The sequence below is a fragment of the Geobacter hydrogenophilus genome, from assembly GCF_018501225.1.
In the GTDB taxonomy this organism is placed as follows: domain Bacteria; phylum Desulfobacterota; class Desulfuromonadia; order Geobacterales; family Geobacteraceae; genus Geobacter; species Geobacter hydrogenophilus.
In genome coordinates this window covers 762,834-788,862 of sequence record NZ_JAHCZI010000001.1, presented here as the reverse complement: position 1 = coordinate 788,862, position 26,029 = coordinate 762,834, and the positions used below count along the sequence as shown (strand labels likewise).

General features: G+C 58.1%; 24 protein-coding genes and 5 tRNA genes. All 29 read left to right on the top strand.

Translation table 11 applies throughout. From position 1 onward, the window contains the following. Nucleotides 1–998: PKD domain-containing protein (locus KI811_RS03585; RefSeq protein WP_214185106.1), on the top strand; the 998-nt coding region annotated here is incomplete at its 5' end. 48 nt (nt 999–1,046) lie between these two features. After that, nucleotides 1,047–2,114 (top strand): cytochrome C, encoded by a 1,068-nt coding sequence (locus tag KI811_RS03580; protein ID WP_214185105.1) that lies wholly within the window; start codon nt 1,047–1,049, stop codon nt 2,112–2,114. Nucleotides 2,115–2,292: 178 nt separating this feature from the next. Further along, nucleotides 2,293–3,381: a 3-isopropylmalate dehydrogenase gene (leuB, locus tag KI811_RS03575; protein WP_214185104.1), complete on the top strand. Its 1,089-nt coding sequence runs from the start codon at nt 2,293–2,295 to the stop codon at nt 3,379–3,381. 36 nt (nt 3,382–3,417) lie between these two features. After that, nucleotides 3,418–4,518: an aspartate-semialdehyde dehydrogenase gene (asd, locus tag KI811_RS03570; RefSeq protein ID WP_214185103.1), complete on the top strand. Its 1,101-nt coding sequence runs from the start codon at nt 3,418–3,420 to the stop codon at nt 4,516–4,518. A gap of 3 nt (nt 4,519–4,521) precedes the next feature. Continuing rightward, nucleotides 4,522–5,541 (top strand): aspartate-semialdehyde dehydrogenase, encoded by a 1,020-nt coding sequence (locus KI811_RS03565; RefSeq protein ID WP_214185102.1) that lies wholly within the window; start codon nt 4,522–4,524, stop codon nt 5,539–5,541. 88 nt (nt 5,542–5,629) lie between these two features. Continuing rightward, entirely contained in the window at nt 5,630–6,364 is a 735-nt protein-coding gene (truA, locus tag KI811_RS03560; RefSeq protein ID WP_214185101.1) for a tRNA pseudouridine(38-40) synthase TruA, read from the top strand. A gap of 100 nt (nt 6,365–6,464) precedes the next feature. Continuing rightward, complete coding sequence (gene rplM, locus KI811_RS03555) at nt 6,465–6,896, top strand: 50S ribosomal protein L13 (protein WP_004514736.1); 432 nt, start codon at nt 6,465–6,467, stop codon at nt 6,894–6,896. A gap of 35 nt (nt 6,897–6,931) precedes the next feature. Beyond that, nucleotides 6,932–7,324: a 30S ribosomal protein S9 gene (gene rpsI / locus KI811_RS03550; protein WP_214185100.1), complete on the top strand. Its 393-nt coding sequence runs from the start codon at nt 6,932–6,934 to the stop codon at nt 7,322–7,324. Nucleotides 7,325–7,452: 128 nt separating this feature from the next. Then, a complete protein-coding gene (argC, locus tag KI811_RS03545; protein WP_214185099.1) occupies nt 7,453–8,493 on the top strand; it encodes an N-acetyl-gamma-glutamyl-phosphate reductase in 1,041 nt (346 codons plus the stop codon). Between the two features lie 9 nt (nt 8,494–8,502). Continuing rightward, nucleotides 8,503–10,314, top strand: coding sequence for a YgiQ family radical SAM protein (locus KI811_RS03540; protein WP_214185098.1), 1,812 nt, complete (start codon nt 8,503–8,505; stop codon nt 10,312–10,314). A gap of 73 nt (nt 10,315–10,387) precedes the next feature. After that, nucleotides 10,388–11,200 (top strand): electron transfer flavoprotein subunit beta/FixA family protein, encoded by an 813-nt coding sequence (locus KI811_RS03535; RefSeq protein ID WP_214185097.1) that lies wholly within the window; start codon nt 10,388–10,390, stop codon nt 11,198–11,200. 142 nt (nt 11,201–11,342) lie between these two features. Further along, a tRNA-Thr gene (locus KI811_RS03530) sits at nt 11,343–11,418 on the top strand. A 22-nt stretch (nt 11,419–11,440) separates the two neighbouring features. Continuing rightward, nucleotides 11,441–11,526 (top strand) — tRNA-Tyr (locus KI811_RS03525). A gap of 108 nt (nt 11,527–11,634) precedes the next feature. Next, nucleotides 11,635–11,711 (top strand) — tRNA-Gly (locus KI811_RS03520). A gap of 13 nt (nt 11,712–11,724) precedes the next feature. Continuing rightward, nucleotides 11,725–11,800: transfer RNA gene (locus KI811_RS03515), tRNA-Thr, on the top strand. Further along, on the top strand, nt 11,756–11,905 hold the full coding sequence (gene cas5, locus KI811_RS18945) for a CRISPR-associated protein Cas5 (protein ID WP_148206089.1): 150 nt from the start codon (nt 11,756–11,758) through the stop codon (nt 11,903–11,905). The genes KI811_RS03515 and cas5 overlap by 45 nt, the downstream gene beginning before the upstream one ends. Next, nucleotides 11,860–13,050: an elongation factor Tu gene (gene tuf, locus KI811_RS03505; protein ID WP_214185080.1), complete on the top strand. Its 1,191-nt coding sequence runs from the start codon at nt 11,860–11,862 to the stop codon at nt 13,048–13,050. Before cas5 ends, tuf begins: the two co-directional genes overlap by 46 nt. A 67-nt stretch (nt 13,051–13,117) precedes the next feature. Next, nucleotides 13,118–13,267, top strand: a complete 150-nt coding sequence (gene rpmG / locus KI811_RS03500) for a 50S ribosomal protein L33 (protein WP_214185096.1) — start codon at nt 13,118–13,120, stop codon at nt 13,265–13,267. Nucleotides 13,268–13,313: 46 nt separating this feature from the next. Beyond that, nucleotides 13,314–13,390: transfer RNA gene (locus KI811_RS03495), tRNA-Trp, on the top strand. Nucleotides 13,391–13,416: 26 nt separating this feature from the next. Beyond that, entirely contained in the window at nt 13,417–13,602 is a 186-nt protein-coding gene (gene secE, locus KI811_RS03490) for a preprotein translocase subunit SecE (protein ID WP_004514629.1), read from the top strand. 15 nt (nt 13,603–13,617) lie between these two features. Continuing rightward, nucleotides 13,618–14,145 (top strand): transcription termination/antitermination protein NusG, encoded by a 528-nt coding sequence (nusG, locus tag KI811_RS03485; RefSeq protein ID WP_004514630.1) that lies wholly within the window; start codon nt 13,618–13,620, stop codon nt 14,143–14,145. Nucleotides 14,146–14,209: 64 nt separating this feature from the next. Further along, nucleotides 14,210–14,635, top strand: coding sequence for a 50S ribosomal protein L11 (gene rplK / locus KI811_RS03480; protein ID WP_214185094.1), 426 nt, complete (start codon nt 14,210–14,212; stop codon nt 14,633–14,635). A 19-nt stretch (nt 14,636–14,654) separates the two neighbouring features. Beyond that, nucleotides 14,655–15,359 carry a 50S ribosomal protein L1 gene (gene rplA / locus KI811_RS03475; RefSeq protein ID WP_004514632.1) on the top strand — a complete coding sequence of 235 codons (705 nt, stop codon included), beginning with the start codon at nt 14,655–14,657 and terminating at the stop codon, nt 15,357–15,359. Between the two features lie 176 nt (nt 15,360–15,535). Next, nucleotides 15,536–16,060 carry a 50S ribosomal protein L10 gene (gene rplJ, locus KI811_RS03470; protein WP_214185093.1) on the top strand — a complete coding sequence of 175 codons (525 nt, stop codon included), beginning with the start codon at nt 15,536–15,538 and terminating at the stop codon, nt 16,058–16,060. 48 nt (nt 16,061–16,108) lie between these two features. Next, nucleotides 16,109–16,492 (top strand): 50S ribosomal protein L7/L12, encoded by a 384-nt coding sequence (gene rplL / locus KI811_RS03465; protein ID WP_214185091.1) that lies wholly within the window; start codon nt 16,109–16,111, stop codon nt 16,490–16,492. A gap of 162 nt (nt 16,493–16,654) precedes the next feature. Next, a complete protein-coding gene (gene rpoB, locus KI811_RS03460) occupies nt 16,655–20,767 on the top strand; it encodes a DNA-directed RNA polymerase subunit beta (protein WP_214185089.1) in 4,113 nt (1,370 codons plus the stop codon). Nucleotides 20,768–20,844: 77 nt separating this feature from the next. Further along, the gene (gene rpoC, locus KI811_RS03455; protein ID WP_214185086.1) at nt 20,845–25,023 is read left to right on the top strand and encodes a DNA-directed RNA polymerase subunit beta'; all 4,179 of its coding nucleotides are present in this window, start codon (nt 20,845–20,847) and stop codon (nt 25,021–25,023) included. Nucleotides 25,024–25,144: 121 nt separating this feature from the next. Further along, nucleotides 25,145–25,516 (top strand): 30S ribosomal protein S12, encoded by a 372-nt coding sequence (gene rpsL, locus KI811_RS03450; protein ID WP_011365696.1) that lies wholly within the window; start codon nt 25,145–25,147, stop codon nt 25,514–25,516. A gap of 22 nt (nt 25,517–25,538) precedes the next feature. After that, the gene (gene rpsG, locus KI811_RS03445) at nt 25,539–26,009 is read left to right on the top strand and encodes a 30S ribosomal protein S7 (protein ID WP_214185085.1); all 471 of its coding nucleotides are present in this window, start codon (nt 25,539–25,541) and stop codon (nt 26,007–26,009) included. Nucleotides 26,010–26,029 lie beyond the last annotated feature (20 nt).

The window sequence follows — 26,029 nt, the reverse complement described above, 5'->3', positions numbered from 1 at the left end:
GCACCAACACGGCCATAACCGCGGCCGTCCAGAAAGGGCTTGCCGGCCAACCCGTAGTCTGCGCCGACTGCCACAACGCCATCGGCGGCTTCGGCAACCACGCCGGCCAGCATGACAAAATCAGCCTCATCGACCAGACCGGCTTCATCGCCGCCCACGAAGAGAAGATGGTCTACTGCACCGCCTGCCACACCAGCACCAACGCCACGGTGGTCAAGGTCATCAACGACGGCATGGCCGGCATCCAGCAGAGCTGCAACGCCTGCCACACGGTAACCGGCAACAACCTGCCGCCAACCGCCAACGCCGGCGCCGACAAGGTCGTCACCGTCAATCAGGCGGTTACCTTCACCGGCACCGGCACCGATCCCGACGGCACCATCGCCTCCTACGCCTGGAACTTCGGCGACGGCACCACCGGCAGCGGCGCCAGCGCCACCAAGACCTACACCACGGCCGGCACCTACACCGCGACCCTGACCGTCACCGACAACGCCGGCGCCACCGCCAGCGACACCGTCCTCGTCACGGTCCAGGCAGCGCCGACCAGCAGCTCGGTCTTTGCCGACCAGGTTCTGTCCATGCAGCGGCTGAGCAGCGTCACCTCCTCCGACAGCAACAGCAGCGACGTGACCGCCAACTTCCGCGACGGCAACACCACCGACCGCTACCTGCTGCAATCAGGCAGCTTCGGCAGCAACTACGTCATCGCCATGAAACTGAACCGCGACGCCCTGACCGCCACCAAGGTGGTGCTGCGGGTGTACGTCTCCTCCATCAGCTCCTCGCGGACCCTGCGGATCTACCCGTACCAGTCCAACGGGACCTCGGTGAACACCGGCTACTCCGTGAGCCTCAGCACGAGCAGCACCGGGTGGAAGGACATTGACGTCACCTCCATCGCCCAGCGGATGAACGGCTACGGCTGGATGAAATTCCGTGTCACCACCACCTCGAGCAGCCTCTACGTTGCCGAGGGTGCCTTCCAGGTCCAGTAAGGGAGGTGCAACGTGAACAGAATCCAGCGAACCGAATGGAGGAGAGAAATGAAGCGCATCATCATCACCACAGCCGCGCTCCTCGCCATGGCCGCCCCGGCCATGGCGGGGCACACCGCCGCGGTTGGGCAGGGGAACTGCTCCTACTGCCATAAAGTCAACCTGGTCACCCAGCACGGTGGCTTTGCCGCCACCGTCTGCCAGACCTGCCACGACAGCACGGCAACCGCCGTGAAGGACACCATTGCCGCCGGGATAGCCGGCCAGCAGTATGCCTGCTCCAACTGCCACGGGTCGCAGTCTCACGCCGAGAAACATCCCGGCTACGCGGCAAACTACTCCACATACAACGGGGTTGCGCCGGGCTATGGCACCACGAACTGGACCGGAGCGACCAGTTATACCCCCGCAGCACCTGCCGCCAAGATGTACCAGCTCTGCGTCAAGTGCCACTCCTCCAACGGCCTGGGTGCCACAACCAATGCCACGTCGGCCGTCGTGGGCCCTTCCGGCCTCAACCTGACCGACCAGGCCTGGGAGTTCAGCCCCAGCAACCGGTCAGCCCACCCGGTCATCGTCACCCTCAACAATCAGACCGGCTCCCTCGCCCCGCGGGCACTGACAACAAGTGAAATGAAGGCCCCGTGGACGAACGTGGGTAACCAGCTGATGACCTGCGCCGACTGCCACGAATTCGTGGATACGGGTATTCAGGGAGCGGGAATCACCTGGTCCCTGAAGGGGACCAACAAGGCATGGCCCTACACCGTGGCGGGGGTAACCACCGGCACCTTCCAGTCAATGAGAAACAACTCCATGTCGTTCTGCTGGAACTGCCACAACTTCTCCGGTGCGGGCGAGGTTCACACTACCGGTGATCATGACAGTGTCAAATGTATCGACTGCCATATCCGGGTGCCCCACGGCGGCAAGGTGTCGCGGCTCATCGGGACGGCCACTGCCGGATTGCCGGCCCGCTACTCGGGCGATGGCAAAGGGGGCGAGATGCCTCACGTCACCGGGTTCAAGAAAGCGGCTTCGGGAAGATACAGCGAGTCCAGCTGCAGCACCAACTGCGGTGAGCATGGTTCCATATCAGGGGGCGAAACCTGGTAGGAGAGATTTGATCCGAGGAATCGGGGTGCGGCCGGGAGAGAGATCCTCCCGGCCGTTTGCTTTTGTTATCGCGGGGCGCTTCCGGTTGCGGTCATGGTGCCGCCTTTTTTGTTGACAATGAGGTGTTTGCTCAATAGTATTAAGTACTTTTGTATATTTCTTGTGCGGGGGTGTAGGGATGTCTCAGGTGTTCAAGGTGGCGGTTCTTCCCGGTGACGGCATTGGTCCCGAGGTTATGGCCGAGGCGCTCCGGGTGCTGGACGCCATAGAGAAGAAGTACGACGTGAAATTCGAGCGGACCCACGCCAATGTCGGGGGTGCCGGCATTGACCTTGAAGGGAAGGCCCTCCCCGAAACTACTGTTGCTATCTGCAAGTCGTCCGATGCCATCCTCTTCGGCTCCGTGGGCGGCCCCAAGTGGGAGACGCTTCCCCCGGACGAGCAGCCCGAGCGTGGCGCACTCCTTCCCCTCAGAAAGATCTTCGGCCTTTACGCCAATCTGCGGCCGGCCATCATCTTCCCGTCCCTGACCGGTGCCTCGTCCCTCAAGGAAGAGGTCATCGCCGGCGGCTTCAACGTGCTGGTCATCCGCGAGCTGACCGGCGGCATCTACTTTGCGCAGCCCAAGGGGATCGAAGGCGAGGGGCGCGACCGGGTCGGCTTCGACACCATGCGCTACAGCGTTCCCGAAATCGAACGGATCACCCACGTTGCCTTCCAGGCGGCCCGCAAGCGGGGCAAGAGGGTCTGCTCCATCGACAAGGCCAACGTTCTCTCCTCGTCGGTTCTCTGGCGCGAGGTGGTCACCGGCATTGCCAAGGAATACCCGGACGTGGAGCTCTCCCACATGTACGTGGACAATGCTGCCATGCAGCTGGTCCGCTGGCCCAAGCAGTTCGATGTCATCCTCTGCGAGAATATGTTCGGCGATATCCTCTCCGATGAGGCGGCCATGCTGACCGGCTCCCTGGGGATGCTCCCCTCCGCGTCGCTTGCCGAGGGGACCTTCGGCATGTACGAGCCCTCCGGCGGCAGCGCCCCGGACATTGCGGGGCAAGGGATTGCGAACCCCATCGCCCAGATCCTCTCCATGGGAATGATGCTCCGCTTCTCCTTTGGCATGGTGGATGCGGCCGATGCCATTGACAACGCCGTGGCCAAGGTGCTCGACCAGGGATGTCGGACCCGCGACATCTTCCAGGAGAAGCCGGGCGAAAAGCTCGTCAACACCAAAGAGATGGGCGACGCGATTATTGCGGCCCTGTAACGTATTTACATCTTTCCCGAAAAAGGAGTTCTGCCTATGAAAGTCGGAATCGTCGGTTGGCGCGGCATGGTCGGTTCGGTTCTTCTCCAGCGGATGGTGGAGGAGGGGGATTTCAACATCGGCATCGAGCCGGTATTCTTCAGCACCTCCCAGGCGGGGCAGTCTGCCCCCATGAATGCGGGAATCCTCAAGAGTGCCGATGATATTGAAGAACTGAAGAAGCTCGACATCATCATTACCTGTCAGGGTGGCGACTACACCAAGGCGGTCCACCCGGAGCTGCGCAAGCAGGGGTGGCAGGGGTACTGGATCGACGCGGCCTCCACCCTCCGGATGGAGCCGGATGCGGTCATCATCCTCGATCCGGTGAACCGCAATGTCATCGACGCTGCCCTGGCCAAGGGGCAGAAGGATTTCATCGGCGGTAACTGCACTGTGAGCCTCATGCTCATGGCCTTGGGGGGGCTCTTCCGGGCCGGTCTCGTGGAGTGGCTCTCCTCCATGACCTATCAGGCCGCTTCCGGCGCCGGCGCCCCCAATATGCGTGAACTTCTCTCCCAGATGGGAGCCCTCCACGGTTCCGTGGCCGAGCACCTCAAGAACCCTTCGTCGGCCATCCTTGATATCGACCGGGATGTTACCGCCACCCTGCGTGGTGATACCCTGCCGAAGAAGGAGTTCGGCTTTCCCTTGGCAGGCAGCGTTCTCCCCTGGATCGACCGGGAGGTGGAGGACGGCCAGAGTCGGGAGGAGTGGAAGGGGTTTGCCGAGACCAATAAGATCCTCGGTGCTTCCACGCCCATCCCGGTGGACGGCATCTGCGTCCGCGTCGGCGCCATGCGCTGCCACAGCCAGGCCCTGACCATCAAGCTGAACAAGGACGTCCCCTTGGCCGACATCGAAGAGCTGATCAAGAACGACAACCAGTGGGTCAAGTTTGTCCCCAACACCAAGGCTGACACCCTGGCCGACCTGACCCCCGCCGCGGTTTCCGGGCTTCTGACGGTCCCCATCGGACGGGTTCGCAAGATGAAGATGGGTCCCCAGTACGTGCAGGCCTTCACCTGCGGCGATCAGCTCCTCTGGGGCGCCGCCGAGCCCCTGCGCCGGATGCTCCGCATCCTCGTGGAGAAGTAACGAATGGCAAAACTGTGGAATGTGGCCGTCGTCGGCGCCACCGGCGCCGTCGGCGGGCAGATGATCGAATGCCTCGAAGAGCGCAGCTTCCCCGTGGGGACGATCCGCTACCTGGCCAGTTCTCGGAGCGCCGGCGAGGTGCTGGAGTTCAAGGGAAAGTCGGTAATGGTGGAGGAACTGACCCGCGACTCCTTCGAGGGGATCGACATTGCCCTCTTTTCGGCCGGCGGCGACCGCTCCCGGGAGTTCTGCCCAGCGGCCGCCGCGGCCGGGGCCGTCTGCATCGACAACTCCAGCGCCTGGCGCATGGACCCTGATGTGCCGCTGGTGGTTCCCGAGGTGAATCCCCACGCCATCGCCGGTTACCGGAAGAAGGGCATCATCGCCAACCCCAACTGCTCCACCATCCAGATGGTGGTGGCCCTGAAGCCGCTCCACGACTACGCCGTCATCAGGCGGGTCGTGGTCTCCACCTATCAGGCGGTTTCCGGCACCGGCAAGAAAGCCATTGAAGAGCTGCAGAAACAGGTGGTCTCCCTTTTTCAGGGGAAGTCGCCGGATGTGGCGACCTACCCCCACCAGATCGCCTTCAACTGCCTTCCTCAGATCGACTCCTTCGGTGACAACGGTTATACGAAGGAAGAGATGAAGATGGTGCATGAAACCCGGAAGATTCTTGAGGCGAACATAGGGGTAACCGCCACCGCGGTCCGTGTGCCAGTCTTCTATGGCCACTCAGAGTCAGTGAATATCGAAACCGAGAACAAGCTGACCGTGGCCATGGCCCGCGAACTTCTGGCGAAGGCGCCCGGGGTGGAACTGGTGGATGATCCGGTCACGTCATCCTATCCCATGGCCATCGACGCCGCCGGTCAGGACCTGATCCTTGTGGGGCGCATCCGTGAGGACGAGTCCATCGCCAACGGCCTCAACCTCTGGGTGGTGGCGGACAATATTCGCAAGGGTGCGGCCACGAATGCCGTCCAGATCGCCGAGATCCTGATCGACAAGTATTTGAAATAATCTCGTCCCCCCGTGCGTGCCGGTAGATGCGGTATGCAATGGGGCCATTCAGCCAGTGGGACGCCCCTCTGGGGCGTCTTTCCGTTTTATGCCCACAATCAAGCTCATTCTCGAATACGACGGCACAAACTACGCTGGCTGGCAGATTCAGCCCAACGGCATCTCTGTCCAGCAGGTGGTCGAAGAGGCGTTGGCGAGGCTGCTGACGGAACCGGTTCGCGTGCATTCCTCTGGCCGCACCGATGCTGGTGTCCACGCCCGGGGCATGGTTGCCGCCTTCACCACCGACAAAGGGCTGCCGATTCGGGCCTTCTCCGATGGGCTCAATGCGCTTCTCCCTCCCGATATAGCCGTGATGGAAGCGCTGGAGGCCCCGGACGGCTTTAATCCGCGCTTTGACGCCGCAGGCAAGCACTACCGCTATACCATTCACCGGGGGGAGCGCCGCTCACCCCTTTGCCGCCACTATGCCTGGCACGTGCGGGGGGCGCTCGATCTGGCAGCCATGGAAAAGGGGGCCAGCCATATGGTTGGCGAGCATGATTTCGCCTCTTTTCGCACGGCGGGGTGTGCCGCGCGGACCACCGTCCGGCGGATAGATGCCGTGGACCTAGCCCTGGAAGGGGATCTCCTCCATGTTGATGTAAAGGGTTCCGGATTTCTGCGCAACATGGTCCGGATCATGGTTGGCACCTTGGTGGAGGTTGGCCGGGGAAGGCGGAGCGCCGAGGATGTGGCGCTTCTGTTCCGGTATCCTGGAGAACGTTTTGCCGGCCCCACAGCCCCCCCCCAGGGGCTGTGCCTCATGGAAGTCTATTATTGATATGCATTTTAGGGTTGACAGCCGCTGATGGCCATAGTACTATCCGTCCTTCGCTGAGAAAAGTGTTTACTCTTTATTCCATCCAGCTTGAGAGGGTTCGATGAAGACGACGAAGGTTGCAAAGAAAGAAGAAGTAACCAGGGACTGGTTCCTGGTCGATGCCGATAACAAGGTGCTCGGTCGCATGGCCACCGAGATCGCCAATATCCTCCGCGGCAAGAAGAAGCCGATCTACACCCCGAGTGTGGACACCGGTGATTTTGTCGTTGTGGTCAATGCTGAGAAGATTCAGCTCACCGGCAACAAGCTTGCCGACAAGATGTACTACAGCCACTCCGGATTTCCGGGGGGCATTAAGTCCATCGCCGCAGGCAAACTCATCGAGAAGAAGCCCGAAGACCTTATCCGCAAGGCTGTGAAGGGGATGCTTCCGAAAAACAAGCTTGCCCGTCACATGCTTAAGAAGCTCAAGGTCTATGCCGGTCCCGCGCATCCGCACGAGGCCCAGCAGCCCAAGACTCTCGAAATCTAATCGGATCAGAGAATATACGGATCAGGAGATAACGAATGGCAGCAATCAGCTACTACGGTACGGGTAAGCGGAAATCGTCGGTCGCCAGGGTCTGGCTGAAGCCGGGGACCGGGAACATCGTCATCAACAACAAGTCCATCGACGACTACTTCGGTCGCGAGACTTCCAAGATGATCGTCAAGCAGCCTTTGGAACTGGTTGAAAAAGTAGGCAACTTCGACATCTATGTGAACGTCCGTGGCGGCGGCGACTCCGGCCAGGCAGGCGCCATCAAGCACGGCATCACGAAGGCCCTTCTCGAAGTGGACGTCGCCCTCCGCGGCACCCTCAAGAAAGCCGGTTTCATCACCCGTGACTCCCGCATCAAGGAGCGGAAGAAGTACGGTAAGCGCGCCGCCCGGAGAAGCTGCCAGTTCTCCAAGCGCTAAGCGCACCATCTGCAGCCACGGCTGTTCAAGGGGAAAATCCATTCGGGTTTTCCCCTTTTGCTTTGCCAGAGTTTGCCCTATACTCTTGATATTTCGTGTCAGCCACCTTTTCTCCCAGGAGTTTGCCCATGCTGAATGTTGCTGTCGTTGGAGCGAGTGGATACACCGGAGTCGAGCTGCTCAGGCTGCTTTACTGCCATCCCGAGGTGGCTGTAACCTGCATAACCTCTGAACAGAGCGCCGGCCGGCCCGTCGCCGTTGTCTTCCCGACGTTGCGCAACCGCTACGCACAGGTGCTCGAAAATCTCGAACCGGTCAGGGTGGCCCAGAAGGCAGACCTTATCTTTACGGCTCTTCCCCACAAGGCGGCTATGGAAGTGGTGCCCACGTTTCTTGAGCTGGGGAAGAGGGTGGTTGACCTCTCCGCCGACTATCGCTTCAATGATCCCGCCGTTTATGAGAAGTGGTACGAACCCCACATGAACCCCGAGAACCTGAAGGAGGCGGTCTACGGCCTTCCGGAGATCCGGCGGGAGAAGATCGGCGATGCCCGGCTCGTGGGTAACCCCGGCTGCTACCCCACGAGCGTCATTCTGGGGCTCATGCCCCTGTTAAACAAGCGCCTTATCGACCCGTCGACCGTTATTGCCGACTCCAAGTCGGGGGTTTCAGGTGCAGGCCGGGGTGCCAAGGTGGAGAACCTTTACTGCGAGGTGAATGACGGGTTCAAGGCCTACGGGGTGGGTGGAGTGCACCGACACATCCCCGAGATCGAACAGGAGTTGTCGCTTCTTGCCGGTAAGCCGATCACCATCACCTTTACTCCCCACCTGGTTCCCATGGACCGGGGGATTCTCTCCACGGTCTACGCGCGGCTTACCGGCACTGTCTCCGTCGCCGAACTGGTGAAGCTCTATGCCGAATTCTACGACGGGGAGCCCTTTGTCCGTGTGCTTCCCGCCGGAAACGTCCCATCCACTGCCCACGTGCGCGGCTCCAACTTCTGTGATATCGGTTTGGCGGTGGACGGCCGCACCGGGCGGGTCATCGTAGTTTCCGCCATCGATAACCTCGTGAAAGGTGCCGCCGGCCAAGCCGTGCAGAACATGAACATCATGTACGGCTTCCCTGAGGCGATGGGGCTGGAAGGGCTCCCCCTTTTCCCCTGACGGGTATCTATGCCGTTTCTTCCAACCACAAGAGCCGAGGCATTGAAACGGGGGTGGCACGAACTCGACGTCGTTTTCGTTACCGGTGATGCCTACATCGACCACCCGGCCTTTGGTGTTCCGCTTCTGGCCCGATGGCTCGAATCCCGCGGCTTCAGGGTCGGGATCATTGCCCAGCCCGATTGGCGCTCCCGGGAGCCGTTCATGGCTCTGGGGCGCCCTCGTCTCTTCTTTGCCGTCTCTGCCGGCGCCATGGATTCCATGGTCGCCCACTATACCCCCCTCAAGAAATTGCGCCATGACGACGCCTATACCCCTGGGGGCCGCCATGGCGCCCGGCCCAACCGGGCCACCATTGTCTATACCTCTCGACTCAAGGAAGCATTCAAGGACGTACCGGTGGTTGTAGGCGGCATCGAGGCCTCGCTTCGTCGTTTTGCCCACTACGACTATTGGGAAGACAAGGTCCGTCGCTCCATTCTCTTTGACGCCAAGGCTGACCTCCTCGTGTTCGGCATGGGAGAGCGCCCTATCCTGGAGTTGGCCGAGCGGCTGAGCGGCGGAGAGCCCCTCGCGCAGCTTACCGATATTCCGGGGACGGCGTATGCGGCCCGGGGAGACGTGCCTTCCGGCGCGGTAGTGCTTCCCTCCTGCGAGGAGGTGATGGCTGATCCACGTCGCTATGCCGAAGCCTTCAGACTCGTCACGCAGGAAATGAATCCCGGTGGCGGCAAGACCCTTGCTCAGCGCCACGGCGATCGCCTGCTCGTTTGTAATCCCCCTGCCGCTCCACTCTCCGAAGCGGAGATAGACGCTGTCTATGCACTTCCTTTCGCCCGGGCGCTCCATCCGTCATACAAAGAGCCAATCCCCGCCTATGACCAGATCAAGTCATCCATCACCACGCATCGCGGCTGCTTCGGCGGCTGCGCCTTCTGTGCCATAACCCACCACCAGGGAAAGTTTATCCAGTCGCGAAGCGAGCGCTCAGTTACGGAGGAAATCGGGCGAATGGTGAAGATGCCTTGGTTTCGCGGGAGTGTCAGCGACGTGGGCGGGCCGACAGCCAACATGTACGGCCTGCGCTGTGGCAGCCCTGATGCAGGGAATAGCTGCCGACGTGAAAGCTGCCTCTTCCCGTCGGTCTGCCGACATCTTGTCACCCATGACCGACGGGCGGCTACCCTCCTCAGGCGGGTGAGAGCGATTCCGGGAGTGAGGCACGTGGCAGTGTCGTCGGGCATCCGCTATGACCTTCTCGAGCGGCAACCGGCGTACTTTGGCGAGCTGTTAGCCCACCATGTGGGCGGACTCCTCAAGGTAGCTCCGGAGCATACGGTGGATGTGGTCACCGATCTGATGCGTAAACCGGGGAAGGAGGCATTCGAGCGCTTTCTTGCCCGCTTCAGGGATGAAAGTATGCGCCTGGGGCGAAAACAGTACGTGATTCCCTACCTGATGTCGGGGCATCCGGGGTGTACTCTTGATCACATGGTGGAACTGGCCCTGTTTCTCAAGCGCCACAACATGCGGGTAGACCAGGTGCAGGACTTTACACCTACCCCCGGAACCCTTGCCACCTGCATGTACCATACGGGTATCGATCCCTTCTCCGGGCGAAAAGTCTCTGTGGCGCGGAGCGACCGGGAGAAACGGCTCCAGAAGGCACTGCTTCTGTGGCATCAGCCCGAAGAGCGGTGCAACGTTCTTGAGGCACTTCGAGTCTGTGGCCGCGAGGAAGCGGCTGCCGAACTCCTTGGGGAGGTCCGGCGGGGGGAAAAAAGCCGCAGTGCGCCGAGAGGTGGCAAGCGCCGCCCTTGACTCCGGACACGGATGCGATTTAATTAATTTAGTCCTATGCAGGGGGCGTGCTGTCCCCGGGGAGGAGGGCGCCATGCTTGTCGTATGCTGTATCAAGCAAGTACCCGACACGACACAGGTTCAGATTGATCCCGTTACCAACACGCTGGTGCGTGAAGGGATTCCATTCATAGTAAATCCCTATGACACCCATGCCCTGGAAGAGAGCCTTTGTCTCAGGGACCGTTATGGCCTGCGGGTTGCGGCCATCTCCATGGGGCCCCCCAATGCCGAGGCAACCATTCGCAAGGCGATAGCCCTCGGGGTCGACGAGGCAATTCTACTCTCTGACCGGTCGTTTGGTGGGGCTGACACCCTGGCGACCAGTAAAGTCCTCTCTTCTGCCATCAGCCGTCTGGGTGAAAAGGAGGAGGTCGTCCTCGTGATATGCGGAAAGCAGACCATTGACGGCGATACCGCTCAAGTAGGGCCAGGGATCGCCACACGGCTCGGGTTTACCCAGTTGACGCTGGTCGATCGGGTCGAGGAGCTTGATCTCGGTACCCGTAGAATCAGGGTGCGGCGAAAGCTTGAGGGGCGCTACGAAATGGTGGAGGCACGACTGCCAGCCATGTTGACGGTTGTTCGGGAAATCAACCGACCGCGATATCCTGCCGTTCCGATGCGCATAGAGGCTGCTGACTCGCCGGTGACTATGTGGAACAACGAGGTGCTCAGGCTTGATCCAGCAACCGTTGGACTTAAGGGGTCTCCGACGTGGGTTAGTCGCATATTTTCTCCGGAGCGCGCCACAGGGCAAATTATCGGAGACGGCGAAGCCGATCCGGCGGGAACGGCGCGCCTGATGGTGGAAACCCTGCGGAACAAGGACCTGCTTCCCTTCTAGGAAAAGACGGTGGTATCTGATGTGAAAAGGGGATGGTTGGATTATTTGACTTGACATGCATTATTCAGTGGTTTATATAGAGTGTCTTCTTTGTGCTAAAAAGCTTGACCGTGCAATAAAATGCATGTATAGATTTTTTCGCGCTGGCGTAGCTCAACTGGTAGAGCAGCTGACTTGTAATCAGCAGGTTGCGGGTTCAAGTCCTGTCGCCAGCTCCATTTGATACTCGCATCTCCGTCTGGAGGGATTCCCGAGCGGCCAAAGGGAACAGACTGTAAATCTGTCGTCGTACGACTTCGGAGGTTCGAATCCTCCTCCCTCCACCATACAATCTTCGGAAGTCTTGTGACGTAGGCGTGCCCCAGGAGGCCTTGATGCCGTTGGTACTGGGGGCGGTGACGCTGCGGGGCTTCAAAAAGCTTCAGAGCGGTTCGGCGGGAATAGCTCAGTTGGCTAGAGCGTCAGCCTTCCAAGCTGAGGGTCGCGGGTTCGAGTCCCGTTTCCCGCTCCATACTTTGCGTCATGCCCACATAGCTCAGTAGGTAGAGCACTTCCTTGGTAAGGAAGAGGTCACCGGTTCGAATCCGGTTGTGGGCTCCATTTTTTTCGTTTTTAGCGAGAAGTAATTCTCAAAATAGATTGTCCGGGAGGAATCCTACATGGCAAAGGCAAAATTCGAGAGAACAAAACCGCACGTCAACATAGGGACGATTGGTCACGTTGACCATGGCAAGACCACGCTGACCGCCGCCATCACGCGGGTTCTGGCAGAGCGCGGCCAGGCCGAATTCAAGGGCTTTGATCAGATCGACAACGCCCCTGAGGAGCGTGAGCGTGGTATCACCATCGCCACCTCGCACGTCGAGTATGAGACCGAAAAGCGTCACTATGCTCACGTTGACTGCCCCGGCCACGCCGACTACGTCAAGAACATGATCACCGGTGCGGCTCAGATGGACGGCGCGATTCTCGTTGTCTCCGCCGCCGACGGCCCCATGCCCCAGACCCGCGAGCACATCCTGCTTGCCCGTCAGGTAGGGGTTCCGTACATCGTCGTGTTCCTTAACAAGGCTGACATGGTCGATGACGAAGAGCTCCTTGAGCTCGTCGAACTGGAGATTCGCGAACTGCTCTCCTCCTATGATTTCCCGGGCGACGACATTCCCATCATCAAGGGTTCCGCCCTCAAGGCCCTTAATGGCGACAAGGACGAGCTCGGCTCCGAATCCATCGTCAAGCTCATGGAGGCCGTCGACTCCTATATTCCCGAGCCCGAGCGCGCCATCGACAAGCCGTTCCTGATGCCCGTCGAAGACGTCTTCTCCATCTCCGGTCGCGGTACCGTTGCCACCGGTCGGGTTGAGCGGGGCATCGTCAAGGTGGGCGAGGAAGTCGAGATCGTTGGCATCAAGACGACCACCAAGACCACCGTCACCGGTGTAGAAATGTTCCGCAAGCTCCTCGACGAAGGGCGTGCCGGCGACAACATCGGCGCTCTGCTCCGTGGCGTGAAGCGTGAAGACATCGAGCGTGGCCAGGTGCTGGCGAAGCCGGGGAGCATCACCCCGCACACCAAGTTCAAGGCCGAGGCCTACATCCTGACCAAGGAAGAAGGCGGGCGCCACACACCGTTCTTCAACGGCTATCGTCCGCAGTTCTACTTCCGGACCACCGACGTGACCGGCATAGTAGACCTTCCCGCAGGGACCGAAATGGTCATGCCTGGCGACAACGTAGCCGTAACGGTTAACCTGATCACCCCGATCGCCATGGACGAAGGTCTGCGGTTCGCTATCCGTGAGGGTGGGCGTACTGTCGGCGCCGGTGTTGTCAGCTCCATTATCGAATAATCATTGCTGGAAATTTCGCGAGCAGGCCTAGGTCTGCTCGCATTCTTTACTATGAAGGGTTAAGCCAATGAGAGACATTATTACTCTTGCTTGCGCCGAGTGCAAGCAGAGGAACTATACGACCACTAAGAATAAGAAGAATACTCCGCAGAAGCTTGAGTTTAAAAAGTATTGTCGCTTCTGTCGTACCCATACCGTCCACAAGGAAACCAAGTAACCACGGTCACAGGTTTGGGGCTGCTATGTGCAGTTCCAGCGGACGCAGGCCAGTAGCTCTAACGGCTAGAGCGCCGGTCTCCAAAACCGGATGTTGGGGGTTCGAATCCCTCCTGGCCTGCCATTTTTTATCCATCCCGGGGTTCTTACGTGATCGCAAAAGCCAAAGATTTTCTCACAGAAGTGAAGGCCGAGTTGGGCAAGGTGACTTGGCCTACCCGCAAAGAGACCATCTCAACGACGTGGGTCGTGGTGGCTATCGTAGTCATTATCTCCATCTATCTCGGGGCATGTGACGTGATTCTGGCGAAGCTGATGCGCCTTATCCTTGGCTAAAGGACGCAAACTACTATGGCAAAAAAGTGGTACGGGGTTCATACGTACTCCGGATTTGAAAATAAAGTAAGACTCTCCCTTTCTGAGCGAATAAAGAACCTTGGCTTGGAGGAGTCCTTCGGCGAGATTCTTATTCCGTCAGAAACAGTGGTGGAGTTGAAAAAAGGGGAGAAAAAGACGTCCTCCCGCAAGTTTTTCCCTGGCTATATCCTTGTCAACATGGAGTTGAGCGATGAGACATGGCATGTAGTGAAGGAGACTTCCAAGGTTACTGGATTTGTCGGGGGGAATAACCCCTTTGCCATACCTGACGAAGAGGTTGCGAAGATCACCCGCAGGATGGAAGAGGGTGCTGAGAAGCCGCGGCCCAAGGTCCAATTCGAGGTTGGAGAGACGGTCCGGGTGGTGGATGGTCCGTTCCTTAACTTTACCGGAGTTGTGGAAGATGTGAAGCCTGACAAGGGTAAACTCAGGGTTATGGTCAGCATTTTCGGACGCGCTACTCCTGTGGAGCTTGAGTTCATGCAGGTGGAAAAACAGTAGGGGTTAACCCTCTGTCAGATAAACGGTATATCCTTCTCTGAGGAGAAGAACAAGGAGCACGGCAATGGCAAAGAAGATCACGGGATACATCAAGCTGCAGATTCCGGCGGGCAAAGCAAACCCTTCGCCCCCGATCGGTCCGGCTCTGGGCCAGCATGGTGTCAATATCATGGAGTTCTGCAAGGCGTTCAATGCCAAGACCCAGGGCGACGAGGGGACTATTACTCCCGTTGTCATCACTGTCTACGCAGATCGTTCGTTCAGTTTTATCACTAAAGTGCCGCCCATGTCGGTTCTCATCAAGAAGGCGATCGGGATTGAGAGCGGTTCCAGTGTGCCGAACAAGAACAAGGTCGGAAAGTTGACTGCGGAGCAGGTGAAAGAGATCGCCGTCAAGAAGATGCCCGACATGAACGCTGCGTCGCTTGAAGCTGCCATGAGATCGGTCGAAGGGACCGCCCGCAGCATGGGCGTTGAAATTGTTCAATAGAGAAAGGGTGGATTGAGAGATGCCGAAGACAGCGAAGAAGCATAGGGAAGCCCTGGCGAAGATAGACCGAAGCCGGACCTACCCCCTCGTTGAAGGTATAGAGAGCGTCAAGTCGGTAGCCTACGCCAAATTTGACGAGACCGTGGAGGTCGCTGTTCGGTTGGGCGTTGACCCCCGCCATGCCGATCAGATGGTTCGTGGCGCAGTAGTTCTGCCGAATGGTCTCGGTAAGGACGTCCGGGTGCTCGTTTTCGCCAAGGGCGAAAAGGAGAAGGAGGCCCGTGACGCCGGTGCTGACCATGTGGGCGCCGAAGACCTCGTTGCCAAAATCCAGGAGGGGTGGTTCGACTTCGACACCGCCATCGCGACTCCCGACATGATGGGTGTTGTCGGCAAGATCGGTAAGCTTCTTGGTCCCCGCGGGCTCATGCCGAACCCGAAGGTCGGCACGGTCACGTTCGATGTGGGCCGTGCGGTAAAGGAGTCCAAGGCCGGTAAGGTCGAATTCCGGGTCGAGAAGGCCGGTATTGTCCATGCACCGGTCGGTAAGGCATCGTTTGATGCCGACAAGCTCAAGGAAAACCTTCTTGCGCTTGTGGAGGCGCTCGTTAAGGCGAAGCCGTCTGCAGCCAAGGGTACCTACATCAAAAAGATCAGCCTCTCTTCCACCATGGGACCGGGCCTGAATCTGGATATCGCAGACGTCCAGTCGAAGCTTGTCTGAGCATTAGGTATATAAAGCCAAAGTCAAAGACAGCAGGTGCCCGGGTAGCATGCCGGGCTTAATGGCGCAGGCAGCCTGCCGAGACTTGTGGTAGTCACAGGAAAGTACCAAACCCCGCACTTTCTGACTTTGGCTGGGGCTTCGGCCCTCAACCCGAACAGAAAGGAGGAAGGCGCTTGAATAGAGAAAACAAGCAACAACAGGTAGCGGAACTGCACGATAAGCTCAAGCGGGCCAAAGCAGTGTTTCTCGCCGATTTCCGCGGTATGAACGTGGAGCAGGCAACGACTCTGAGAAATGAACTTCGTGCAGCTGCAGTTGAGTACAAGGTTGCCAAGAACACGTTGCTGGAGCTTGCGTCCAAGGAGACCGACAAGGAATCGCTCACTCCCCACTACGCCGGGCCGACCGCCATTGCGCTCAGCTATGATGATCCGGTCGCAGCTGCCAAGGTACTGTCAAAGTTTGCCAAAACCCAGGCCAACACCTTTAAGCTTAAGGCTGCCGTGCTGTCCGGCAAGCAGATTTCGGTCAGCGATATACAGGCATTGGCCGATCTGCCGAGCCGTGAAGTACTTATTGCGAAACTGCTTGGAACCATCAATGCTCCGGTTGCCAACTTTGTTGGCGTGCTGGCAGCAGTTCCGGGAAGTTTTGTTCGTGCACTCAATGCAATCAAAATCCAAAAGGAAGGCAACTAGTCCTTCCGTCATATCAACAAAGAACGTTATTAACGGAGGAATACAGAAATGGCAGAAATCACCAAAGCCGATGTCGTCAGCTTCATTGAGAATATGACTGTTCTTGAGCTCTCTGAGCTCGTGAAAGAACTCGAAGAGAAGTTCGGTGTCTCCGCCGCTGCGCCGGTCGCCGTTGCCGCTGCCGCTGCGCCGGCCGCTGCCGCCGAGGCTGCTGAAGAGAAGACCGAGTTTGACATCATCCTCAAGAGTGCCGGTGCCAACAAAATCGGCGTCATCAAGGTTGTCCGTGCCCTCACCGGTCTTGGCCTCAAGGAAGCCAAGGATCTGGTCGACGGCGCTCCGAAGCCCGTCAAGACCGGCGTTTCCAAGGAAGAGGCCGAGGACGCCAAGAAGCAACTCGTTGAGTCCGGCGCTGAAGTCGAGATCAAGTAAGGCTCGAGTCTACTGCGTCAGCACATCAGCCAAGGCCGCTCCATGCGGCCTTGGCTCTTCTATTTTAGTTCCGAATTCGTATCCGCTGGCTCCGGGTAATATCGGAGAAGGCGCTAAATCCAGGGGGTTAGAGGCTTCATGAGCCTCGCCAAAGGAGAAAACATGGCTTATTCAATTGCGAATAACCAGCTTCTACGCCAGAATTTCGCCAAGATCAAGAAAATCATTGACATCCCCAATCTTATTGATATTCAAAAAAATTCCTATAAGCGTTTCCTGCAGATTGACACCCCCCCCGAAGCACGCAAGAACAGCGGGCTCGAAGCTGTATTCAAAAGTGTTTTCCCAATTAAGGACTTCAGCGATACCGCTTCGCTTGAGTATGTTTCCTATAGCCTCGGCACACCGAAGTACGATGTTGAAGAATGCCACCAGCGCGGGATGACCTTCGCCGCCCCCATGAAGGTGAAGGTGCGCCTCGTCGTTTGGGACGTGAACAAGGATACTGGCGTCCGTTCTATTCGGGATATCAAGGAGCAGGAGGTCTACTTCGGCGAGATCCCGCTCATGACCGAGAACGGCACGTTCATCATAAACGGTACCGAACGTGTTATCGTGAGCCAGCTTCACCGCTCTCCCGGTGTTTTCTACGACCATGACAAGGGCAAGACCCATTCCAGCGGCAAGGTCCTCTATTCCGCCCGGGTGATCCCTTACCGTGGCTCGTGGCTCGATTTCGAGTTCGACCACAAGGACATTCTCTATGTCCGGATCGACCGTCGCCGCAAGATGCCGGCAACGGTCCTCCTTAAGGCCCTTGGCAATAGTGCGGAGGAGCTTCTCAACTTCTATTACCGGAGCGAGGAAATCGGCCTCGACGGGGAGCGGATGTGGAAGAAGGCTGACGCCGAGCTTCTGACAACCCAGAAAACCTCTTCCGATATCGTTGATGCCAAGACGGGTGAAGTCATCATCAAGGCGAACAGAAAGTTCACCAAGGCGGCAATCCGCAAGATGACGGAGCACGGCATCACTGAGATTCCCATTAAAGCCGAAGAGCTCTGTGGAAAGTTCGCTTCCACCGATATTGTTGACCCCGCCACCGGCGAAGTGCTGGTAGAGTGCAACGAGGAGATCTCCCCGGCTAAGCTTGACGAGATCAAGGCACGGGGCATTTCGGAGTTCAAGGTCCTTTTTATCGACAACCTCCATGTGACATCCTCGCTGCGGGACACACTGCTCGTCGATAAAATAAACACTACTGACGACGCGCTCATCGAGATCTATCGTCGCCTTCGTCCCGGTGATCCCCCGACTCTCAAGAGCGCCCAGGCACTTTTCGACAACCTCTTTTTCAATGCGGAGCGTTACGATCTCTCGGCCGTGGGACGGCTCAAGCTCAACTACAAGCTGGGACTCGGCGTTCCCCTTGACTGCCAGGTGCTCACCAAGGAGGATATCCTCGAGGTGGTCCGGTATCTCATTGACCTGAAAAACGGTCGAGGGACCATCGACGATATCGACCATCTGGGCAACCGGCGGGTGCGGGCTGTGGGCGAGTTGCTGGAAAACCAGTACCGCATCGGTCTCGTCCGCATGGAGCGGGCCATCAAGGAGCGGATGAGCCTGCAAGAAGTCGAGAACCTGATGCCCCACGACCTGATCAACTCCAAGCCGGTTTCGGCCGTGGTCAAAGAGTTTTTCGGCTCATCGCAACTCTCCCAGTTCATGGACCAGACAAACCCCCTTTCCGAGGTTACCCACAAGCGGCGCCTCTCTGCCCTCGGACCAGGTGGCCTCACCCGCGAGCGGGCCGGCTTCGAAGTCCGTGACGTTCACCCCACCCACTACGGCCGGGTCTGTCCGATCGAGACTCCTGAAGGTCCGAATATCGGTCTTATTGCGTCGCTTTCCACCTACGCCCGGATCAACGAGCACGGCTTTGTGGAGACGCCGTACCGGATCGTGAGTGAGGGGAAGGTCACCACCGAGGTGAAGTTCTTCTCCGCCCTTGAGGAGGAGGGGCATGCCATTGCCCAGGCCAACGCCGAGATGGATGCCGATGGCCGCTTTGTGAACGATTATGTCTCTGCCCGTAAGTCGGGCGAGTTCCTCCTCGTGCATCGGGACGAACTGGAGCTCATGGACGTGGCTCCGATGCAGCTTGTTTCCGTCGCAGCATCGCTTATTCCGTTCCTTGAGAACGACGACGCCAACCGCGCCCTCATGGGCTCCAACATGCAACGTCAGGCAGTACCGCTCCTGAAGGCCGATTCTCCGCTGGTCGGCACCGGCATGGAGCGGGTTGTCGCCAAGGATTCGGGCGTTTCGGTTGTGGCGCGACACACCGGCGTCGTCGAATCGGTAGATGCGTCCCGCATCGTCGTCAAGATCGACGAGGACGAGTATGACGAGACCGGCACCGGCGTCGATATCTATAACCTCATCAAGTTTGCCCGCTCCAACCAGAACACGTGCATCAACCAGCGGCCGGTGGTCAAGGTTGGCGACCATGTGAAACGGGGCGATGTCATTGCCGACGGCCCGTCCACCGACATGGGCGAACTGGCTCTGGGGCAGAACGTTGTCGTCGCCTTCATGCCCTGGGGTGGCTACAACTTCGAAGACTCGATCCTTATTTCCGAGAAGCTCACCAAGGACGACCGTTATACCTCGATCCATATCGAGGAGTTCGAGTGCGTTGCCCGCGACACCAAACTCGGCAAGGAAGAGATAACCTCCGATATCCCGAACCTGGGCGAGGAAACCCTCAAGGACCTGGACGAGTCAGGCATCATCCGGATTGGCGCTGAAGTCAAGCCGGGTGACATCATGGTCGGGAAGATCACGCCGAAGGGCGAGACCCAGCTCTCGCCGGAGGAGAAGCTTCTCCGGGCCATCTTCGGCGAAAAAGCCGGAGATGTTCGCGACACCTCCCTGCGCGTTCCGCCGGGGGTCGAGGGGACCGTCATCGGCGCCAAGGTCTTTTCCCGCAAAGGGAACGACAAAGACTCCCGTACCGAGATGATTGAGCGCATGGAGGAGGAAAAGCTTCGCAAGGACGAGCAGGACGAAATCCGGATTATCCGTGATTCTGCTGTCGGCAAGCTGAAAAAGCTCCTGGTCGGCAAGACCGCTGCCGTGAAGGTGGAGGACAAAAACGGCAAGACGGTCATCGCCAAGGATGCCGCCATCACGGAAGAGGCCCTCACGGCAATCCCCCTAGACCGGTGGGATGAGATTTCCGTCAGTGGCGGGGAGGGGGTCGAGGAGAAAGTCGCCGCGATCCTTGCTACGCTCCAGCAGCAGATTGATATCATAAAATATGTCTTTGACGATAAGGTCCAGAAGCTGAAGCGGGGCGATGACCTTCCCCCGGGCGTAATCAAGATGGTCAAGGTTTACATTGCCATCAAGCGCAAGCTTCAGGTCGGCGACAAGATGGCCGGTCGCCACGGTAACAAGGGTGTTGTGTCCCGTATCCTCCCTGAGGAAGACATGCCGTACATGGAGGATGGCCGTCCCGTCGAGATCGTGCTGAATCCCCTGGGTGTTCCTTCCCGTATGAACGTGGGGCAGATCCTCGAAACCCATCTGGGATGGGCTGCCAAGGGGATCGGCTGGAAGATCGAGGAAATGCTGGAGAAGCATTCCCCGTCTGCCACGATCAAGGAGTATCTCCAGAAGGTTTACGGCACCAAGGAAATGAATGCGTTCCTCGACTCCCTCAATGAGGAGGAACTGATAAACGTCGCCAAGCGCCTCCAGCGGGGAGTTCCGATGGCGTCGCCCGTCTTTGAGGGGGCTTCGGAGGAGCAGATTCGGAGCATGCTCGACAAGGCCGGTTTCGACGAGACCGCCCAGGTCAGACTTTTCGACGGCAAGACCGGAGAACCCTTCAAGCACAAGGTCACGGTCGGGGTTATGTACGTCCTCAAGCTCCATCACCTGGTTGACGACAAGATCCACGCCCGGTCCATCGGTCCCTACAGCCTCGTTACCCAGCAGCCTCTGGGCGGAAAGGCTCAGTTTGGTGGCCAGCGTCTCGGTGAAATGGAGGTCTGGGCCATGGAGGCATACGGCGCCGCCTATGCCCTCCAGGAATTCCTGACGGTGAAGTCCGATGACGTGGCAGGCCGTACGCGCATGTACGAGGCCATTGTCAAAGGAAAGCATACCCTCGAGCCGGGACTCCCGGAGTCGTTCAACGTCCTGATAAAGGAGCTCCAGTCGCTGTGTCTCGACGTGGAACTCCTGGAAGGCGACGAAGATTAGTGTCGGTCTTCCGAAACGTTGACCGCCTGAACGATCACATGAGCAGCAGCCACTCCTAAACAGAGGAGGATTAGACATTGGAAGATTTTTTCAGCTTTTTCGATAAACCGAAGGACCCCCTCCACTTCTCGGCGATCCGCATCTCCGTTTCTTCACCGGAGAAGATTCGGGAGCGTTCGTTCGGCGAGGTAAAGAAACCTGAAACCATCAACTACCGGACCTTTAAGCCGGAGCGCGATGGTCTGTTCTGCGCGAAAATCTTTGGCCCAACCAAGGACTACGAATGCAACTGCGGCAAGTACAAGCGCATGAAGCACCGCGGCATCGTCTGCGAAAAGTGTGGCGTCGAGGTCATCCCCTCAAAGGTTCGTCGCGAGCGCCTGGGGCATATCGATCTTGCCACTCCCGTTGCCCACATCTGGTTCCTCAAGTCGCTTCCCTCGCGAATCGGGAACCTGCTTGACATATCGTTGAAAGACCTTGAGAAGGTTCTCTACTTCGAGGCCTATGCGGTTACCGATCCGAAGAACACCGGAATGGCCATGGCCGAGGTGCTCTCCGAAGACCGCTACCTGAAGGCCCTTGAGGAGCACAATTACCAGTTCGAGGCAGGTATGGGGGCAGCAGCCATCCGAGACTGCCTCAAGGCAATCGATCTGGATCAGCTTGCGGAACAGCTTCGCCAAGAGATGGTCGAGGCAACGAGCGAGGCGAAGCGGAAGAAGACCGCCAAGCGGCTCAAGGTTGTGGAGGCCTTCAAGGAGTCCGGCAACCGTCCCGAGTGGATGATCCTTGAGTGTATCCCGGTCCTTCCGCCCGAGTTGCGTCCCCTGGTCCCCCTCGACGGCGGACGCTTTGCGACGAGCGATCTCAACGACCTCTATCGTCGCGTGATCAACCGGAACAACCGTCTCAAGCGCCTCATGGAACTGCAGGCTCCCGAGGTTATCATACGCAACGAGAAGCGGATGCTGCAGGAAGCCGTTGACGCCCTCTTTGACAACGGTCGCCGCGGCCGTGCCATTGCAGGCCCCAACAAGCGCCCCCTCAAGTCACTCTCCGACATGCTCAAGGGGAAATCGGGCCGCTTCCGCCAGAACCTCCTCGGCAAGCGGGTCGACTACTCGGGCCGTTCCGTTATTGTCGTGGGACCGGAGCTTCGTCTCCACCAGTGCGGTCTCCCCAAGAAGATGGCCCTGGAGCTCTTTAAGCCGTTCATCTACAACAAGCTTGAGGAGCGGGGTTTCGTCACCACCATCAAGAGCGCTAAGAAGATGGTGGAGAAGGAGCGTCCGGAGGTCTGGGACGTTCTTGAAGAGGTCATCAAAGAGCATCCTGTCATGCTGAACCGCGCTCCTACCCTCCACCGCCTCGGCATCCAGGCTTTTGAGCCGGTACTGATCGAAGGGAAGGCCATCCAGCTACACCCCCTGGTTTGTACCGCCTTTAACGCTGACTTCGACGGCGACCAGATGGCGGTCCACCTCCCTCTTTCCATCGAGAGCCAGGTGGAGGCACGGGTGCTCATGATGAGTACCAACAACATCCTGTCTCCAGCGCATGGCAAGCCGATCATCGTGCCGTCGCAGGATATGGTTCTCGGTATCTACTACATGACCCGGGAGCGTCATTTTGCCAAGGGGGACGGGAAAGTCTTCGCGTCTCCGGAAGAAGTGCGGATAGCGTATGATGCCGGCGAGGTGGACCTCCAGGCACGTATCAGCGTCCGGATGAAAAACGTTCTCTCCGATGCGTCTGAGCAGCAGTCCATCATCGAGACGACAGTCGGTCGTATCCTGCTTCGCGAAATACTTCCCGAAATGGTCCCCTTCTCCTCCATCAACAAGGTCATGAGCAAGAAGGAGCTTGTGAACCTGATTGATGTCTGCTACCGCCTTGCCGGCAACAAGGAGACCGTAATCCTGGCCGACCGGCTCAAGGAGACAGGATTCCGCTACTCGACCCTGGCGGGTATTTCCATCTGCATGAATGATATGGTGATCCCCGAAGGGAAGTCCGCGATTATCGACAGCGCCAACGACGAGGTGAAGGAGATCCAGAACCAGTATACCGAGGGCCTCATCACCGACGGGGAGCGCTACAACAAAGTTATCGACATCTGGGCCAAGGCCACGGAAGACATTGCCAAGCAGATGCTCGACAACCTTTCCAAGGACACGATCGTCTCCCCTGATGGCCAGGAAGTGAAGATTCCTTCCTTCAACGCCATCCACATGATGGCCGACTCGGGCGCGCGGGGTTCTGCCCAGCAGATCCGTCAGCTGGCCGGTATGCGGGGGCTCATGGCGAAGCCGTCCGGCGAAATCATCGAGACTCCCATCACCGCCAACTTCCGGGAGGGACTGAACGTTCTTCAGTACTTCATCTCGACGCACGGTGCTCGGAAGGGTCTTGCCGACACGGCACTCAAGACCGCAAACTCCGGCTACCTTACCCGTCGTCTGGTTGACGTGGCTCAGGACGCCATTATCACCGAGGCGGACTGCGGTACGCTCGATGGCCTTACCGTCTCATCCCTGACCGAGGGTGGCGAAGTCATCGAGCAGATTGGTGACCGCATTCTCGGCCGCGTCGCCCTTGACGATATCCTCGATCCAGTTACTGGTGATGTGCTTGTCCCTGCCAACCTGGAAATCGATGAAACGCTCGTGAAGCGCATCGAAGATGCTGGTATCGAACGGGTCAAGATCCGCTCCGTGCTCACCTGCCAGAGCAGGCGCGGCATCTGCGCCAAGTGTTATGGGCGTGACCTCGCCCGCGGGCACATCGTCAATATGGGTGAAGCGGTCGGCGTCATTGCAGCCCAGTCAATAGGCGAACCGGGCACCCAGCTGACCATGCGTACCTTCCATATCGGTGGTACGGCATCTCGACACGCAGAGCAGACCTCGCTGGAAGCCAGGACTGAAGGCCGGGTTAAGTTCATCAACATAAACAGCGTAGTCAATATTGAGGGACACCATATCGTCATGAACCGTAACGGTGAGGTGGCTATTGTTGACGAAACTGGCCGTGAGCGTGAAAAGTACATCATTGTCTACGGCGCTAAGATCAAGTTCGGCCCTGATCAGGTTGTGAAACCAGGCGAAACCCTCGCCGAGTGGGACCCCTATACCATGCCGATCCTCACCGAGGTCGCTGGACGCGTCAAGTTCGGCGACATTGTTGAAGGGGTAACCATGGAGGAGCAACTGGACGAGGTGACTGGTCTTTCCCGTAAGGTTATCATTGAGTCGAGGGATGCCGACAAGCGGCCGCGTATCGCCATCAAGGCGTCGGATCCCGAATCCGCGTCCGGTGGCAGCACCATCGGTCGTTACTATCTGCCGGTCGGCGCCAACATTTCCGTGGCGGAAGACTCGTTCGTCAATGCCGGTGATGTTATTGCGAAGATTCCGCGCGAAACGACGAAGACTAAAGATATCACCGGTGGTCTCCCACGGGTTGCCGAGCTCTTCGAAGCTCGCAAGCCGAAGGACTTCGCCGTGATATCCGAGATTGACGGTGTCGTCACCTTCGGTAAGGACGCCAAGGGGAAGCGCAAGGTCATTGTTACTCCGGAGCTGGGTGAGCCCAAAGAGTATTTGATCCCCAAGGGCAAGCATATCAGTGTTCATGAGAACGACTACGTACGGGCAGGCGAACCCCTCATGGACGGGTCCTCCAACCCCCACGACATTCTTCGGGTATTGGGTATCAAGGAACTCGCCAAATACTTGGTCGATGAGGTTCAGGAGGTTTACCGCCTCCAGGGCGTCAAGATCAATGATAAGCACATTGAGACCATTGTCCGCCAGATGCTCCGCAGGGTTCGGATCAAGGAAGTGGGGGACACTACCTTGCTCATTGATGACCAACTCGAGCGCTGGGTCTTCGAGGAAGAGAACGAACGGGTTTTTGCAAAAGGGGGGCGTCCTGCCATTGCCGAGCCGCTTCTGCTTGGCATCACCAAGGCGTCGCTCTCGACGGAATCATTCATCTCTGCGGCCTCATTCCAAGAGACGACCAAGGTGCTGACCCAGGCAGCCATCGAGGGAAAGGTGGATCAGCTTCGCGGGCTCAAGGAAAACGTCATTATGGGACGGCTTATTCCTGCTGGAACGGGTTTGTCACGTTATCGGAACCTCAAACTCGTAGCTGAGCAGGCAGAACTGCTGGAGCCGGTTGCCGTTGTGCCTCCAGCAGTTGAGGAGGATTATCCTGAAGATGACATGCTTGACGATATTGAAGAATAGCTCTCACGGTCAGATTGAAAGTAATGAAAAAAATCTTGACAAGGTGTTGTGTAGCTGCTAACTTTGTCGCTTCCGCAGGGCGAGTACCCCCTGGAGAAGCCGTTATTGGGAGAAACAGAGTATGCCAACGATTAACCAGCTGATCCGCATCGGCAGGAAGAGTAAGAAAGAAAAGTCGAATTCCCCTGCGCTTAAGAGTTGCCCTCAGAAGCGTGGTGTCTGTACCCGGGTCTATACTACAACCCCTAAGAAGCCGAACTCTGCGTTGAGGAAGGTTGCAAGGGTTCGTCTGACAAATGGAATTGAGGTTAGTTCTTATATTCCGGGGGTTGGGCATAATCTTCAGGAACACTCCGTTGTCCTTATTCGGGGTGGTCGGGTTAAAGACCTTCCTGGTGTTCGGTATCACATTGTTCGTGGTACGCTGGATTCTGTTGGTGTGAAGGATCGGAAGCAGGCTCGTTCCAAGTATGGCGCCAAGCGGCCCAAGTAATCGACTTTGGTGAGAGGGTGATATGCCGAGAAGAAGAGAAGTAGCGAAGCGGGTTATTCTTCCTGACCCCAAGTTTAACGACAGGGTTGTTGCGAAGCTTGTAAACGTTATTATGCTGGGTGGAAAAAAGAGTACGGCCGAGCGTGCGCTGTATGGAGCGCTTGATGTGGTCTCTCAGAAGACTGGTGAAGAGGCGGTTAAGGTTCTTAAGAAGTGTCTTGATAATATTAAGCCGACTCTTGAGGTCAAGTCACGGCGGGTTGGTGGCTCAACGTATCAGGTTCCTGTTGAGGTCCGTGCTGATCGCCGAGTTTCGCTTGCAATGCGTTGGCTTGTTAAGTATGCCAATGACCGTTCTGAGAAGACGGTAACGGATAAGCTTGCTGGCGAGATTCTTGATGCCTATAACAATCGTGGTGCTGCGGTTAAGAAGCGTGAGGATACGCACCGGATGGCTGAGGCGAACAGGGCGTTTGCACACTACCGCTGGTAGTTTTAGATAGGTTAGTTTGG